Source organism: Nocardia sp. NPDC049190, assembly GCF_040648115.1.
Classification (GTDB): Bacteria; Actinomycetota; Actinomycetes; order Mycobacteriales; family Mycobacteriaceae; genus Nocardia.
In genome coordinates, this window is sequence record NZ_JBEZDE010000015.1 from 60,468 (window position 1) to 75,751 (window position 15,284).

At 65.4% G+C, this 15,284-nt stretch carries 13 protein-coding genes; 11 read left to right on the forward strand and 2 right to left on the reverse strand.

Annotated elements, in window-relative coordinates:
• The first annotated feature begins 1 nt into the window (after position 1).
• Together hutI and hutG are read left to right on the forward strand one after the other, a co-directional pair.
• Positions 2-1,183, forward strand: a complete 1,182-nt coding sequence (gene hutI, locus AB0B25_RS15600) for an imidazolonepropionase (protein WP_357179139.1) — start codon at positions 2-4, stop codon at positions 1,181-1,183.
• A gap of 35 nt (positions 1,184-1,218) precedes the next feature.
• Complete coding sequence (hutG, locus tag AB0B25_RS15605; protein ID WP_357179141.1) at positions 1,219-2,172, forward strand: formimidoylglutamase; 954 nt, start codon at positions 1,219-1,221, stop codon at positions 2,170-2,172.
• 45 nt (positions 2,173-2,217) lie between these two features.
• Here hutG and AB0B25_RS15610 read toward each other — a convergent pair whose 3' ends face one another.
• Positions 2,218-2,427: a TOBE domain-containing protein gene (locus AB0B25_RS15610; RefSeq protein ID WP_357179144.1), complete on the reverse strand. Its 210-nt coding sequence runs from the start codon at positions 2,425-2,427 to the stop codon at positions 2,218-2,220.
• 665 nt (positions 2,428-3,092) lie between these two features.
• Between AB0B25_RS15610 and AB0B25_RS15615 the strand changes: the two genes are divergently transcribed.
• Both AB0B25_RS15615 and AB0B25_RS15620 read left to right on the forward strand, forming a co-directional pair.
• Complete coding sequence (locus AB0B25_RS15615) at positions 3,093-4,109, forward strand: hypothetical protein (protein WP_357179147.1); 1,017 nt, start codon at positions 3,093-3,095, stop codon at positions 4,107-4,109.
• An 891-nt stretch (positions 4,110-5,000) separates the two neighbouring features.
• Positions 5,001-5,582, forward strand: a complete 582-nt coding sequence (locus tag AB0B25_RS15620; RefSeq protein ID WP_357179149.1) for a mismatch-specific DNA-glycosylase — start codon at positions 5,001-5,003, stop codon at positions 5,580-5,582.
• A 35-nt stretch (positions 5,583-5,617) separates the two neighbouring features.
• Here AB0B25_RS15620 and AB0B25_RS15625 read toward each other — a convergent pair whose 3' ends face one another.
• Positions 5,618-6,187 (reverse strand): TetR/AcrR family transcriptional regulator, encoded by a 570-nt coding sequence (locus AB0B25_RS15625; protein ID WP_357179152.1) that lies wholly within the window; start codon positions 6,185-6,187, stop codon positions 5,618-5,620.
• A 134-nt stretch (positions 6,188-6,321) separates the two neighbouring features.
• Between AB0B25_RS15625 and AB0B25_RS15630 the strand changes: the two genes are divergently transcribed.
• From AB0B25_RS15630 to AB0B25_RS15660, 7 genes are all read left to right on the forward strand, one after another.
• Complete coding sequence (locus tag AB0B25_RS15630; protein WP_357179155.1) at positions 6,322-7,317, forward strand: potassium-tellurite ethidium and proflavin transporter; 996 nt, start codon at positions 6,322-6,324, stop codon at positions 7,315-7,317.
• 341 nt (positions 7,318-7,658) lie between these two features.
• Positions 7,659-8,639: an aldo/keto reductase gene (locus AB0B25_RS15635; protein ID WP_357179158.1), complete on the forward strand. Its 981-nt coding sequence runs from the start codon at positions 7,659-7,661 to the stop codon at positions 8,637-8,639.
• Between the two features lie 298 nt (positions 8,640-8,937).
• Positions 8,938-10,164 (forward strand): cytochrome P450, encoded by a 1,227-nt coding sequence (locus AB0B25_RS15640; RefSeq protein ID WP_357179160.1) that lies wholly within the window; start codon positions 8,938-8,940, stop codon positions 10,162-10,164.
• Between the two features lie 147 nt (positions 10,165-10,311).
• Positions 10,312-11,349, forward strand: a complete 1,038-nt coding sequence (locus AB0B25_RS15645; protein ID WP_357179162.1) for a polyprenyl synthetase family protein — start codon at positions 10,312-10,314, stop codon at positions 11,347-11,349.
• A gap of 52 nt (positions 11,350-11,401) precedes the next feature.
• A complete protein-coding gene (gene crtI, locus AB0B25_RS15650; protein WP_357179165.1) occupies positions 11,402-12,934 on the forward strand; it encodes a phytoene desaturase family protein in 1,533 nt (510 codons plus the stop codon).
• Between the two features lie 124 nt (positions 12,935-13,058).
• A complete protein-coding gene (locus tag AB0B25_RS15655) occupies positions 13,059-13,844 on the forward strand; it encodes a lycopene cyclase domain-containing protein (RefSeq protein WP_357179168.1) in 786 nt (261 codons plus the stop codon).
• Positions 13,845-13,870: 26 nt separating this feature from the next.
• Positions 13,871-15,280, forward strand: a complete 1,410-nt coding sequence (locus tag AB0B25_RS15660; protein ID WP_357179170.1) for a carotenoid oxygenase family protein — start codon at positions 13,871-13,873, stop codon at positions 15,278-15,280.
• Positions 15,281-15,284 lie beyond the last annotated feature (4 nt).

The following is a 15,284-nucleotide window of genomic DNA, read 5'->3' on the forward strand; positions in this document are numbered from 1 at the left end:
CATGACCTCCACCGTTCTCACCGGGATCGGCACCCTCGTCACGAACGATCCCGAACTCGGCGATGGCCGGCTCGGCATACTCCGTGACGCTGCTGTCGTTTTCGACGACGGCATTGTCGAGTGGGTGGGCAGGTCCGGTGCCGCGCCGAGTGGCGATCGCGGGCACGATCTCGGCGGGCGAGCGGTGTTGCCAGGCTTCGTCGAGAGCCATTCGCACCTCGTGTTCGCCGGTGAACGCGCCGAGGAGTTCGGCGCACGGATGTCGGGAACGCCCTATGCGGCCGGCGGCATTCGTACCACGATCGCGGCGACTCGGGCTGCCACCGATGACGAGTTGCGTGCCAACACCCGACGGTTGATGCGCGAATCGTTGCGCGGGGGTAGCACGACCGTCGAATGTAAGACGGGGTACGGGCAGTCGGTGGACAGCGAGCTGCGCAGCACAAAGATCGCAGCCGAGTTCACCGACGAAGTCACGCTGCTGGCCGCGCATGTCCCACCGCCGGAGTTCGCGGGCCGTGTCGACGACTATGTGCGCATGGTCTGCGACGAGATGATCGATGCGTGTGCACCGCACGCCAAGTGGATCGATGTGTTCTGCGAGCGCGGGGCCTTCGACCGCGATCAGGCGCACGCGGTGCTGACCGCCGGCATGGCGAAAGGGCTGGTGCCACGCGTGCACGGTAACCAGTTGCAGACCGGACCCGGTGTCGCGCTCGCGGTGGAACTGGGCGCCGCGTCCGTCGATCACGTCACCTACGTCACCGCAGCGGACATCGACGCGCTCGCACACAGCTCGACAGTGGCGACACTGCTTCCCGGTGCGGACTTTTCCACCCGTAACAAGTATCCGGACGCACGCGCGCTCATCGATGCCGGTGTCACCGTCGCGCTCGGCGCAGACTGCAATCCGGGCACGTCGTACACCACGAGCCTGCCGTTCTGTATCGCCATCGCGGTCCGAGACATGCGCATGACACCCGAGGAGGCGGTATGGTCCGCGACAGCTGGCGGGGCACGTGCGCTGCGGCGTAACGACATCGGCGTGCTACGCCCAGGCGCGAAGGCGGATGCCATCGCCTTGGATGCACCGTCCTATGTGCATCTCGCCTACCGGCCGGGAGTCCCACTGATTCATCAGGTATGGCGAGCTGGTGCGGCGGTCGATTCCGCCGACCGATAAGGATCGAGGAGACACTCGTGCGACATATTCCCGTGGTGACTGCCTACGAGCCGTGGACCGGGCGGGACGATGGCAGCGGTGCCGAGCATGTGCGCTGGCATCACGTGGTGGAACCGTATGCCACTCGGTCCGATCCGGCCGCGTGCGTCTTCATCGGGTTCGCCAGCGATGAAGGTGTGCACCGGAACAAGGGCCGCCGGGGTGCCGCAGCGGGACCGTACGCGCTGCGGCAGGCATTGTCATCGATGGCGCTCGCCAGCCCGATCCGCGCTTTCGACGCGGGCACCGTACTGGTTGACGACGACCTGGATGCGGGCCAGCGCACACTGGGCGCGGTAGTGTGCGGCGCGCTCGATGCCGGGCACTTCCCGGTTGTTCTCGGCGGCGGCCACGAGGTGGCCTTCGGCACCTATCGTGGTCTGGCCGATTCGACGTTGCCGACCACGCGTCGACGCGTCGGAATCCTCAACTGCGACGCCCACTTCGATCTGCGGTCGGACCAGGTGCCCAGCTCTGGTACCCCATTCCGGCAGATCCTCGATGCGGCGAATGCAGCGGGCACGTCCGTCGAGTACGCGGTTGTCGGCATCAGCCAACCGAGCAACACGGCGGCATTGTTCGACACCGCCGACCACCTCGGCGTCCGCTACCTCCTGGACGACGAATGCGGCGTCGGAAACACCGCCGCCATCCAAGGGTTCGTGCTGGACTTTCTCGCCGGAGTCGACCTCGTCTATCTTACTATCGACCTCGACGTGCTGCCTGCCTCGATAGCACCGGGCGTCAGCGCCCCCGCGGCCTTCGGCGTACCACTGGAGAGCATCCAGCTCGTCGCCGACCTGGTCACCGCGAGCGGCAAGCTCGCTGTCTGCGATGTCGCCGAACTCAACCCGGGGTTCGATATCGACCACCGCACCGCACGTACCGCGGCACGGCTGATCCACCGCATCGTCACCGGACACCGACGGCCACCCCCAGTGCGGAGTTGACGACCTTTGACGACCGCGGCCGATGTGGCGGCGGTACACCACCGCTCAGTCGACGCCGAGCGCGACTTCGGTCGACTTGATCAGCACCGTGACCGGTGTGCCCTCGGCGAGCCCGAGGTCGTCGGCGGCGTCCCTCGTGATAGAGGAAGTGATCTGATCTCCGCCGGTCAGCCGGACAAGCACGACGGCCATCGCTTCGCCTCGGGTGACCGAGAGGACGGTGCCATCGAGTTGGTTGCGCGTACTCAGTCGCATGGGCGCGAGCATACGCACCCCCGCGTCGAATGAACCGGAACTCCGCCCGCGGCGTCGCGTTTCAGCGCAGCGCCCATCTTCGGTATCCACGTCGATGCCGGGCAACCGAGCGGCGGGAATACCGGAAATGCTTCACCGTGCGAAGAGGTGATGCGCGGTCGGTCGGCGGCACAGGTCGGTCGGCGTCGCCGCGCGACGGACAGATCGGCGTTACGTACCCTACAAGTATGTTGGATCCGCTCAGTCTCGCGGTGGGTGCCGCCCTGGTAGGTGTCGGCTGGTTATGTGGTCGGTTCACGCATCGCCACCGAGTGCGGACAAGTGAGAAACTTCCCGCACGCTGCGGTTGCGGTCACGACCTGGCGATGCACGACCGCGCCACAGATGCGTGTCACGCCGAGATCTCCCGAAAAGGCACTCATGGCCTGCGGGAATGGGTCGGCTGCCACTGCCGTCGCTACATCGGCCCCATCCCGCTGGAGGAGGTGTTCGCGCCGACGATACTCCCGCCGGAGTCCTGAACGACCGACCACCATTCACCGGCGGCCGTGGCAGGCACAATGCTGGCCGGTCAGACGTGGACGCCTCGGATCCGATCGGCCGCCACATCCATGTTCGCCCACTTCCCCAAGCACTAAGACTCCCGGATGCATACCATCTTCGACTTGAACGACCCAGTCGCCGAATTGGGCACCAACCGAGTCGAATCGTGGTTCTTTCGTGCCAACTGCCCTACCACACCCCGCGCGATCTGGATCAAAGCAACCTTCCTGACCTCGACTTCGGGACGCAACCTCGCCCAGGCGTGGGTCTCGGTGTTCGACGGTGACACCGCGACCGCGGCATGGCGCACCATCGACTACGGTGACGCGACGGCGACCACCGCCGGTGGAGGCCACCGGATCACCATCGGCGACACAGCCTTCACCGTCACGGACACGGGCGGTACGTTGCGCGGACACCTCGACCGCGATGGGCAGGATGTCCACTGGGACATCGCCTTCGAACGTGACGACAGCGAACTTGCCGACCCTTTGGTCCTGATCGGGACTGCGGCGAAGGTGCGCCGATCGCGATTCCCCGCCAACAAAGTCGTGTCCCCCTTTCCCGTCGTGCACTGCTCTGGCACCGTCACGATCGGCGGTAAGGCGTGGCTGGTGGACGGGTGGTCCGGCATGCAGGGGCACAACTGGGGTCCAGCACATAGTCGCCAGTACGTCTGGGGCCAAGCCGTGTTCTCCGAGCAATCCGGCCGGCAACCCTTCGCCTATGTCGAGGCGGCCAGCGCTCGCGTTGCCATCGCCAACCGCACGAGTCCGTATTTCTCGGTGATGACAGTTCGCCATGGTGCGCAGATGTACCGCTTCGACCGACTGTTCGACCTGCATAGGCAACATGTCGACGCGTCGTTCCCGAACTGGCGGCTACGAATGCGTGGCGCCGCGGGGACGGCGACGCTGTCGATGACCGCGCGCCGCGAGCAGTTCGTGATCCTGCCATACCAGAATCCGGCCGCCCCCACCCGCTATTGCCTCAACAGCAAGCTCGCCCAGGTGGAACTGCGGGTTGAACCGCGCACCGGCAACGACTTCGTCCTGCGCAGCGAACACGGCGGGGCGCTGGAATTCCTCGTGGACAATCCCCGTTCGCTGCTTCCCACCGCCGCGATCCCGTTCGACTAGAACACGACAATTCCGCTATCGCGCTTCGACACGTCTCGACCCTCGAACGCCGGAGCCTGTGCCGGTTCGTCAGGTGCCGCGGGTCCACTCAGTGCCCGTTGCGCGGTCGATAGCGGAAACAACTACGGGCCCGACGAACGCGTCGGCCTGATCGTCGATGCCGCGGGTGCTGGAATCGATTCAGCAGTGTCTCGCTTGGGGCGGGCACACCGTCCAACCGTTCCCGTTCGGTCGCCCCCTTCGGGTCCAGGCCTGGGTGCCGTCGCCGTCGTCTCGTCGCGTTTCGGCCGGATCGCGTGGCTGCCTGAAGTATTCGCGCAGATAGTCGCGATGTTCGGCGGTCCGGCGTTGGTCGGGATCAGAGTGGTGGTAGCCGCGGGGGTCGATGCTGTGCCAACCGGTCGGGTCGTGGTGACCTTCCGACTGATTCCGGATGCTCTGCGGACGACCGGGTTCTATGCCGACGACTGCTACGGTCGCCACGGTGGCAGTGGCCAGCAGGATGGCGAACATCGCGGGCCACCGGCTGTGGGGATTCGCGACTTCGCCGGACTGTGCCGCGTCCATCGTTCGCTGCTGTGTGATCGCGTCGGCGTGCCGACCTGAAAGAGCTTGTCTCATGGCCCCGTTGCCCCTAGCGCCGTGCGCAGTCGCGCTACCAATGACAAGGTCAATTGTAGGTAAAGAAATAGTAAGGTCAATCGGGTGAGCTGGTCGACAATTGCCGAAAAACACATGCTGAGCAGGGATTTCAGCGAAAAGGCCTACGCGTAATCGTTATTGCTCTGGAACGGTCTTTCTTCGGCTGTGACTCACTTGCGATGGTGACCACGATTCAGCGGAGTAGGGGACCGGGCTACCGCAGGAATAGGCCGGACCTACAGTGGACCGATGCGATTTACCCGGTCTGCGCTCGAATCGTTCCGCGGCCGGACTCTGCCGGACCTACTCGGGGATCACACCCAGCTCTTGTTCGTCGGTATCAATCCCGGTCTGCGCGCTGCCGCAGTGCAGGCACACTTCGGCGGCGGTAACAATCGATTCTTTGCCGCGCTCTACCGTGCGGGCATCGTCGATCGGCGGATAGATGCTTCTGCGGGCTTCCGTCCCGAAGACGTCGCACACCTCACAGAGCGTGGCGTCGGTATCACCTCGCTCGTAGCAGGAGCGTCGGCGCGCGCGGACGAACTCACCGCAGAGCAACTCATCACCGGGGCCGTAGCGCTGTCCAAGCGCGTCGAACGCATCGCTCCAACAGTGATGGCGATGTTGGGAATCACCGCCTATCGAACCGCCTTCGCCCAGCCGCGGGCGAGGGTCGGACGTCAGCCGGATACCGTCGGCGGCGCCCCCGTCTGGGTTGTCCCGAACCCGAGCGGCTTGAACAGACACGCAAGCCTCACCGACTTGGCGGACGCGTACCGGGAAGTCGCTGTCGCGGCCGGCATCGAACCCTTCGCTACTTCCGAATGACCTCGCCGGGTCCCATCGTGGATTCGCTTCGAACGTCATAACGCGGCGACGACATCGTCGACGACCGCGTTGAACCGTTCCGACGGCCCGCCGGCCTTGACGAGCACACTGAGCCCGACCACGGAGGCGAGTAGTTGACCAGCGGCAGCGTCGGCACCACGCTGCGCGCCGAATTCCCCGGACTCCTGCCCCCGCGCGATCGCTTGCCGAAACACCGCTTCGATCCGCGTGAAGAGGTCGTCCGCGATGCGATTCACCTCGGCGTCGGCGGCGCCGAGTTCCGCGGCAGCGTTGACCATGACGCACCCTCGTCGATGCTCGCCGACTCCGGCAAGGATGGCGATCGCGCTTTTGAGACGCGGTCCGATCGGTCCCGGCGCTGAGAACAAGTCGGTGAGGTATTCGAGTCGCCGCTCGCTGTAGCGCCGGAGGGCACTCACAAACAGCGCATGCTTGCTCTCGAACGTGTTATAGAGACTGCCCTTGCCTATCCCCATCGCACTGGCCAACTCCCGCGGCGTCGTTCCGGCGTACCCCTGCCGCCAGAACAGGTCCATCGCCTTGTCGACGGCCGCACCCGTCTCGAACTGCATCGGCCTACCCACGAGAACAGCGTAACCACTAAGGTATTGTACTTTCAGGTCAATAACTCCCCTTCGTCCTGCGTAGGGGTCCCGCTACCCCCTGCCAGGAAAACATTCCCAATGTCTCGTCAAGTGCCTGCTGCACACATCCCCCCGTGCGCACGCGTGTCCCACTGAACACGCTCGCCATCCCGCTGAGTATAGCCGGACTCGCCCAGGTGTGGTCCGTGGCGACCGCCGCGCTCGGCGCACCGTTCGAGCTAGCGCAAGCATTCTGGCTGATCGCAGCCATCGCCTGGATCTCGACCATCGTGGCGCATGGATATCGCGGCGCACGCACAGATCAACCGCTCTCGCATCAGCTCACGCATTTCGCGCAGGGCCCGCTTGCGGCATTGCTTCCCATCGCTGCGATGCTGCTCGGAGCGGGCCTGCACCGCGCGATTCCACTTGCCGGGACCATGCTGGCGCTGGTCTCCATCGCCGCCGCTGCCGCATTCGGCGCATGGATCCTGAGTTTCTGGATGCGCGGGGAACTGACTCTCGAATCCGTTCATGGTGGCTACTACCTGCCCACCAGCGCAGCCGGCCTGGTCGGTGCATTCGCCGCCGCAGAAACGGGGCTCGACTGGCTCGCTGTCGGAACCTTCGCGGTCGGGATCTTCTTCTGGCTGGTGATCTCCGCGTTCTTCTTTCTCCGGCTCGCGCTCCGTCCAGCCATGCCCGCCCCACTTGTTCCGACACTCGCGATCATGATTGCTCCCCCTGCCGTAGCGTCGGCCGCGTGGCTGACGATCTCCGGCGGTCGACCCGATGATGTGTTCGGCGGATTGACAGCGCTGACGGCGTTCATGGTGTTGATCCACGTGCCGTTGTTACCGCGATACCGCGCACTGCCGTTCTCGGTCAGTTTCTGGTCATTCACTTTTCCCGTGGCGAGTGTCGCAGCACTCGCGATCACATGGTTGCGGCTGCTCCACCCGTTCGCCTGGCAGGCCAGCACGATCGCATTACTCGCTGCCGTGACGATCTTCGTCGTGGTAGTAGCGGTGAAGTCGATCCTCTTGCTCGGCGCGGCGACTCGGGCGGAACGACGACATCGGTCAGCCGCCGAACATCACGCGAAGCACCGCCGCACGCTGGTTCGGTGAAGCGCAGGCAAGCGATAGCTTCGTACCGATCCCCGCCACGAATTCGGCTCCATCTGGTCCAGGCAGCGAGGAACATTCGTAGCGAGTGGTCCGCTGGCGGAGCGTTGCCATCGCTGATGCCGATCGCGGTGCCCTAGCTTCGGTTCTTGCCGATGCCCGGGGCCACGAGTTGACGATATCCCGCTCGGTGAGCACACCGGGCCAGCCATTTTCTTACGCATGCGAATTCGGCCGATGTTCGGTGCATATTCCGAATAAACCGGGATAAGTCCCGGATAACGTGGTCGACGCACCTGGGAAATCCCGGCGAAAGGGGTTCACTTCACACGAGGAGGAAGCACATGGAGTCGCAACGACTGGGCGAGCAGGGTTTGATCGTCTCCACACTGGGACTCGGCTGCATGGGTATGAGCGATGCCTACGGGCCCGCCGACGACGCCGAGTCCGTCGCGACCATCCACCGCGCTCTGGAACTGGGGATCAATTTCTTCGACACATCGGACGCCTACGGCCCGTTCACCAACGAGGAACTGGTCGGCAAGGCGATCCGCGGTCGGCGTGACGACGTGCGAGTGGCTACCAAGTTCGGCTTCGTGCGCGGCGCGGACCGCAGTTGGCGGGGTATCGACGGCAGTCCGGAACACGTGCGCGACGCCTGCGACGGCTCGCTGCGACGGTTGGGGATCGACCACATCGACCTCTATTACCAACACCGCGTCGATCCAGCAGTCCCCATCGAAGAGACCGTCGGAGCCATGGCTGAACTGGTAGGGCAAGGAAAGGTGCGTTACCTCGGCCTGTCCGAGGCGGCGCCCGCAACCGTCCGCAGGGCGCATTCCGTACACCCGATCTCCGCGTTGCAGACCGAGTATTCGCTGTGGAGTCGTGACCCTGAGGACGAACTCATCCCCACACTCCGGGAACTGGGGATCGGCTTCGTCCCGTACAGCCCGCTCGGCCGCGGCTTCCTCACCGGCCAACTGCGCAGTTTCGAGGACCTGCCCACGGATGACTGGCGTCGCCGGCGGCCGCGGTTCCAAGGGGAGAACTTCCAGAAGAATCTGGAACTCGTCGAGCGAGTGAAGGAGATCGCCGCCGCGAAACAGGCGACGCCGGCCCAGTTGGCTCTGGCGTGGATCCTGGCCCAGGGGGAGGGCATCGTTCCCATCCCTGGCACCAAGCACCCGCGATATCTGGAGGAGAATGTGGCCGCGCTCGGGATCACCCTTACGCGTGAGGACCTGAAACGGATCGACGCGGCGGCACCGAAAGGCGCGGCCAGCGGGTCGCGCTACGAGGACATGACCGCGGTGGACCGCTGAACCGACCGCACCGTCTACGCATGATGGCCGTTGTCGAGGTCGACGGCGGCACAGTTTTGCTTTGTCCGCGTGCGCGTTCGGCGAGACCGAGCGAGCTGACGAGGTGCTGATCATCCCCGAATGAAGCCCGTCCGTACCTTTCCGTCCAGCCTTGTCCTTCGGATTCTTCTTCTGCCGAATGCCGTCCATCGATGGATACTCTGCGTGTCGAGAGCATCGGTAGTTGACCACTGTCGGCACCGTGCCGGTGCATCGACGGCAGCGGCAATCGGGTCGCGGACGCAGCCCAGGAGGCAACATGGTTGATACCGAGACCACGGACTTGATCGAAGTCGTGGGTGATGATTTCCCTGCCGACCCGCACAGGTACTACGACCACTGGCGAGAGCGGGGACCGGTCCTTCGAGTGCGCCTCGCCAACGGCATGCGGGTCTGGGTCGTCACGGGCTATGAGGAAGCCCGTGCCGCCCTGGCGGATCCGCGACTGCGCAAGAATGTCGCCGGCGTGTCCGACGCGTTACGTCGCGCGGGCGGCAAGGCACTGCAGAGTGCGGATTTGCGGGCGCTGGCAGCGCATATGCTCAACAGTGATCCGCCTGATCACACCCGACTGCGCAAGCTGGTCAGCAAAGCCTTCACCTCGCGCCGGGTGGCGGAGTCGCGAACGCACATCGAGGAGATCACCGCCGGCCTGCTCGATGAGATGGCCGGCCACGACGAGGTCGACCTGCTGCAGGCGTTCGCGAATCCGTTGCCGGTCACGGTGATCTGCGGACTGCTGGGCGTGCCGTTCGCCGATCGCGCTGCCTTCCAGGCCTGGACCAAGGTGCTGGTCGGTACCTCGCACGACATGACCGAAGCCGATACTGCCCGCCGCGAGATGGGCGGCTATCTGCAGGAACTCATGACGGAAAAGCGCACGCGCCCTGGCGAGGATCTCCTGTCCGGGCTGATGCAACCCGGCGACGACGGCGATCGGCTTACCGAACCGGAACTGGTGTCGATGGCTTTTCTGCTCCTGCTCGCCGGCCATGAGACGACGGTGAACCTGATCGGCAACGGCACGTACGCCCTGTTGCGCGACACCACGCAATTTCAGGCGCTGCGCGAGGATCCAACCCGGATACCCGCGGCAGTGGAGGAACTCATGCGCTACGACGGCCCAGTCGGTTGGGCCACCGTGCGATACACCCACGAGCCGGTCCGGATCGGCCAGGCCGACATCCCCGCCGGCGAACTCGTCCACGTCGCTCTCGGCGCCGCCAACCGCGATCCGGCCCGCTATGACCGCGGCGATCGCCTCGAGGTTGCGGCGGATGCCGGCGGACACCTGGCATTCGGCCATGGCGTGCACTTCTGCGTGGGCGCCCCGCTCGCGCGCTTGGAGGCGCAGATCGCCTTCTCCGCGCTGCTGCACCGCTTTCCGAAGCTCGAGCTCGCCGATCAGGCCTTCACCCCGCAGTGGCAGAGCAGTTTGCTGATACACGGCCTCGTGGAACTTCCGGTACGCCCGCACGGTTCATGATCGATTTCTATTTCACTCCGCCACCAGTAGTTCACTCACATCTCGGGTGTCACACGCCGGCAGCTCGAGACCGGAAACACGCCTTAAGATCCGGGTTGCTGCCGCACCCTCGAAGATCGAAAAGGTCGGCAGCCGGAGGTGATTGCAATGCCGGCCACAGAAACAGGGCCACCGGTCAGAGAACTACCGGCGCAGGAGGTGTTGGTCCGAGCGCGCGCGCTGATCGAGCCAGTGCTGCAGGTTTCGGTGGATTCGCTGGGCGATGCGCTGCGTCGCATGGCGGGCTACCACCTCGGGTGGTGGGACGCAGCGGGGACCCCGACACCGGGCGCGTCGGGAAAGGCTCTCCGGCCGGCCCTGACACTGACCGCGGCCACCGTCTGCGGCGGCGACGCGGCAGAGGCCGTCCCCGCCGCCGCCGCGGTCGAATTACTGCACAACTTCTCGCTCGTCCATGACGATGTCATGGACGAGGATCCACTGCGCCGGGGGCGCCGGACGGTGTGGAGCGTCTGGGGCGTCACCAATGCGATCCTGCTCGGAGATGCCTTCCACGCCTTGTCCGTCGGCGTATTGTCGACGCGTCTGCCCGGACATGTCACAGCCGAGGCGATCACCTGGTTGCAGAAGACAGCACTCGAGCTGTGCCGAGGCCAATACGACGACTGCGCGTTCGAGAACCGGCCACAGGTCGGTATCGACGACTACATCGCGATGGCGATGGGCAAGACCGGAGCCCTCATGGGATGTGCATGTGCACTGGGCGCACTCTGCGTGGGCGCGGACACAGCCACCATTTCCGATATGGATTTCTTCGGCCGCGAGCTGGGGCTGGCATTCCAATTCGTCGACGATGTCATCGGGATCTGCGGGGACCCCGCCGTGTCCGGCAAGCCGGTCGGCAGCGACCTCCGTAGCCGCAAGAAGACGCTGCCGGTGGTCGCGGCGCTGGAATCAGGCACCGACGCCGCGGTCGAACTGGCGGCGCTCTACCGATCGACCGAGCCACTGACCTCCGACCAGGTGGAACGTGCGGCGGATTTGGTCCATCAGGCCGGCGGGCTGGATCTCGCGCTGCACTGCGCGCGTCACCGATTGACAGCGGCGATGCAAGTGCTCCCCGCTCATGCGACGGCCGAAGACCTCCAGCAGTTGGCGCGTCTGGTCACCCTTCGAGACAGGTGACCGGTCGTGAATCCGTCGGCCACACCACCAGGAAATGCGTCCAGGAGCGGGTATGTATTCGCCACGAACAGTAACGCCGAGCACCGACATCGTGGTCATCGGCGCGGGTCTGGCCGGCTTGTCCACGGCTCTCCATCTCGCCGGGGCGGGACGCGCGGTCGTCGTGGTCGAACAGGCGTCCGGCCCGGGCGGTAAAGCCGGCGTATTCACCCGGGACGGATATACCTTCGACAACGGACCGACCGTCTTGACGATGCCCGACCTCATCAGGGAGACCTTCGCGGCGGTCGACGAGGACATGGACGACCGGCTCGAACTGCTCGGCGTCCATCCTGCCTACCGGGCGCACTTCCATGACGGATCCGCGCTGGATGTCTTGACCGACACGGACGAGATGGCCGAGGAGATCGCCCGGATATGCGGTGCGCGAGAGGCTGACGGATATCGACGTTTCACCGCATTCCTGCAACGCCTGTACGACGCCGAGTTCGATCACTTCATCAACCGGAATATCGACAGCCCGTTCGATCTGCCGCTTCCGCACCTGGCGCGGCTTGTCGCACTGGGCGCATTTCGTGGCATGGAATCCAAGGTTCGACAGTACCTTCGGGACCCGCGAACGATCCGTGTGTTCTCGTTCCAGGCCCTCTATGCCGGCGTGGCCCCGCACCGGGCCCGGGCGCTGTACTCGGTTATCTCCTACATGGACACCGTCGGCGGTGTATTCCTACCCAGGGGAGGGATGCACGCTCTGCCACAGGCATTGGCGGCGGCGGCGCGCGATCACGGGGTCACCTTCCGTTACAACACCACCGTCGAGCGAGTCGAGATGACTTCGCACGGCCGGGCGCGAGCCGTGATCACCACGGCCGGTGACCGCATCCCGGCCGACGCGGTAGTGGTGACCGCAGATCCGGCCCTGGCCTTCCCCCAGCTGCTCGGTCGGGCATCCCGGCGGCTGAATCGAATGAAGTTTTCGCCGTCCTGCTATCTACTCCTGGCCGGAGCGGCGCGTGACGAGGCAACCACCGTGCCCAGGATCGCGCACCACAACATCCATTTCGGGAATTCGTGGCGTCGGTGCTTCGATGAGATCATTGATCGCGGAGCCCTGATGAGCGACCCATCGTTCCTGGTCAGCGTCCCTACGGTGACCGACCCCACGCTCGCGCCCCCCGGACACGACAGTTACTACGTGCTGTTCCCCACGCCGAATCTCGCACACGGGCGACACGATTGGAACTCCGAAGCCCCACGCTATCGCGAACATGTACTGAAAACGTTGGACGAGCGCGGCTTTTCCAACCTCGCCCAACAGCCACAGGCCGAACATGTTTTGACGCCGCGGGATTGGCAGGCCCGTGGCTGTCCCGTCGGCACCCCGTTCAGTGCCGCCCACACCTTCCGGCAGACCGGACCATTCCGGACCCGGAATATCCTCGGCGACAACATCGTTCTCGCCGGGGCGGGCACCCACCCCGGCGTCGGCGTACCTACCGCCCTGATCAGCGGGCGACTCGCCGCCGAACGCATCACGGGCCCCTCGGCGCCTGTCGCCCGGATCGCGCCGGGAAGGCACCGATGAATCGCACCGACCGCCGTATCCGCGCCGCCGCAGAGATCGCCGATCCCGGACTCCGGGTCACAGTCGGTCTCCCCGCACGACTCCGGATCGCAGCGCGGGCCTGGCGCACCCGGGAGACCCACCCATGACATATTTCGAGTTCCTCGCCCTCTTCCTCGTGCCGCCGCTGGTAATCACGGCGACGCTGGCCGTTCGCGCATTGCGGCACCGAGAACCCCGAACCTCGCTGCGGCGGTTCGGGCCACCGACCCTGGCGCTGCTCATCCCGATGGCCTGGCTGTGGACCGCTCCGTGGGACAGCTGGATCATCCAGAACGGGGTGTGGTCGTACGGGGAGGGGCGGTTCGTCGCCGCCCTCTTCCACGTGCCGTACGAGGAGTTCGTCTTCATGGCCGCTCAAGCTGGCGTCGCGGGGCTGTGGGCGATATGGAATCTCGCGCGCGCAGGCGAGCCGCCGCCTCGTGTGCCGCAGCTCGGCCGGCGGGTGTCGTTCGCAGTCGCGTGGATAGCAGCCGCGGCGGCAGGACTCGGCCTGGTGCTGGTGGATCGGCACGGCACGTACCTGGGTGCCACGCTGCTGTGGTTCGCCCCGCCGCTCGCTCTCCAGTGCGCCGTCGGGGCCGATCTTCTGACGTCCCATCGCCGGACGCGAGTGCGGATGTTGATTCCGCTGCTTGCTTATCTGGCTGTGACGGACCGTATTGCCATCGGTGCCGGTGTCTGGCACATCTCACCCGCCTCGACCTATGGGTTCGCGATCCTGGGACTCCCGTTCGAAGAGATCGTGTTCTTCCTCATCACTTCGCTGCTGGTGACCAACACCCTGGTACTCACCACCGACCCCGCCGCGCACGCTCGCCTGCAGGCACTACGTCCGAAACGCCGCGCACAGCAGACTATTCGGGCTTGAGCCCGACACCCCGAGGAGTTATCTCAGTGTCCACCGCAACCGGCCATGCCGACTCGGTCAGTCCCTACTTGCAGGGCGCCTTCACTCCGGTCGACCGCGAGGTCACGGCCTTCGACCTGCCGGTCGAAGGGCGGATCCCCGCGGAACTCGACGGCCTGTTCACACAGATCGGCCCCAACCCCGTACAGCCACCGAAGCACCGGACACTCGAGCGATATTCCTTTTTCGCCCAAGACGGGATGGTGAGCGGCGTGCGTATTCAGGACGGCGGCGCCTGTTGGTTCCGTAACCGATGGGTACGCTCCCGCCGCGTGGTCAAAGCTCTAGGCGAACGCCGACCACCAGGACCACGGCACTTTCCGATGGACACCGTCAACACCAATATCATCGCCCACAACGGACTCCTGCTCGCCCTCGTGGAGACCGGGTGCCTGCCAGTACACCTCGGCAGCACGCTCGAGACGATGGAGTACACCGATCTCGGCGGCAGCCTGCAACACGGCGTATCCGCTCACCCGAAACTCGACCCGACGACCGGAGAGTTGCACCTTTTGGCCTACTCGGCGCTGCGCCGATGGGCCGAATACCTCGTGCTCGCTCCCGACAGCACTGTCTGTCATCGTCAGCGCGTCCCGCTGGGCGGCCGACCGATGGTGCACGATATCGCGCTCACGCCCCGCTACGTTCTGTTCTTCGACACGCCAGTGCGGTTCAGCCTCGGGGCCGCCGTTCGCGGTGCCCTGCCCTACACCTGGCACGACGGACATCAGACACGGTTGGGCGTGCTGCCGAGGCCGGGTGTCGCGGGCGGGTTGCGCTGGTTCGAGATCCCGGATGGGTTCGTCTTCCACATGGTCGGCGCCCATGAGCCGGATCCGGCGCGGATCGAACTCACGGCGATCTGTTACGACCGCCTCTTCGACGGAGCCGAGGAGGACCCGATCGCCAATCGCGGACATCTGTGGCGCTGGACCGTCGACCTGAACCGTGGCACCGCCACCGCCGATCAGATCGGTGACCGTCCGAACGAACTCCCGCGCAGCGACCCACGACGGATCGGCCAACCGATGCGCCACTATTACGCCCTCACGGTAGATGGTGCAACGGATGCGCCGGTTTACCATCCGCATGCGCTACTGCGACACGACTTCCGCACCGGAGAACCACTGATCCGCCGACTACCACCCGGCCACGCCGCGTCCGAACCCGTGTTCGTCCCCCATCCGGATCGGCCCGGCGAGGACGAGGGCTGGGTGGCGTACTACGAGCATGACCCGAACGCCGACACCACGAAGCTGGTCTGGTTGCACGCAGCGGACTTCGCCGGCGAACCCGTCGCCACTATCGCACTGCCGATCCGGATTCCGGTGGGCTTCCACTGTTCCTGGATCGAGGCGGACGATTTCGCCGGCACCGACTCGGCTTTCGCGCACTGACGAT

Excerpts from the sequence above, each read along its gene's own strand:
- AB0B25_RS15635 (WP_357179158.1), top strand. The coding sequence starts at position 7,659 with ATGGAGTCGCAACGACTGGGCGAGCAGGGTTTGATCGTCTCCACACTG.
- AB0B25_RS15645 (WP_357179162.1), top strand. The coding sequence starts at position 10,312 with ATGCCGGCCACAGAAACAGGGCCACCGGTCAGAGAACTACCGGCGCAG.
- crtI (WP_357179165.1), top strand. The coding sequence starts at position 11,402 with ATGTATTCGCCACGAACAGTAACGCCGAGCACCGACATCGTGGTCATC.
- hutI (WP_357179139.1), top strand. The coding sequence starts at position 2 with ATGACCTCCACCGTTCTCACCGGGATCGGCACCCTCGTCACGAACGAT.
- AB0B25_RS15620 (WP_357179149.1), top strand. The coding sequence starts at position 5,001 with ATGCGATTTACCCGGTCTGCGCTCGAATCGTTCCGCGGCCGGACTCTG.
- AB0B25_RS15640 (WP_357179160.1), top strand. The coding sequence starts at position 8,938 with ATGGTTGATACCGAGACCACGGACTTGATCGAAGTCGTGGGTGATGAT.
- AB0B25_RS15610 (WP_357179144.1), bottom strand. The coding sequence starts at position 2,427 with ATGCGACTGAGTACGCGCAACCAACTCGATGGCACCGTCCTCTCGGTC.
- AB0B25_RS15655 (WP_357179168.1), top strand. The coding sequence starts at position 13,059 with ATGACATATTTCGAGTTCCTCGCCCTCTTCCTCGTGCCGCCGCTGGTA.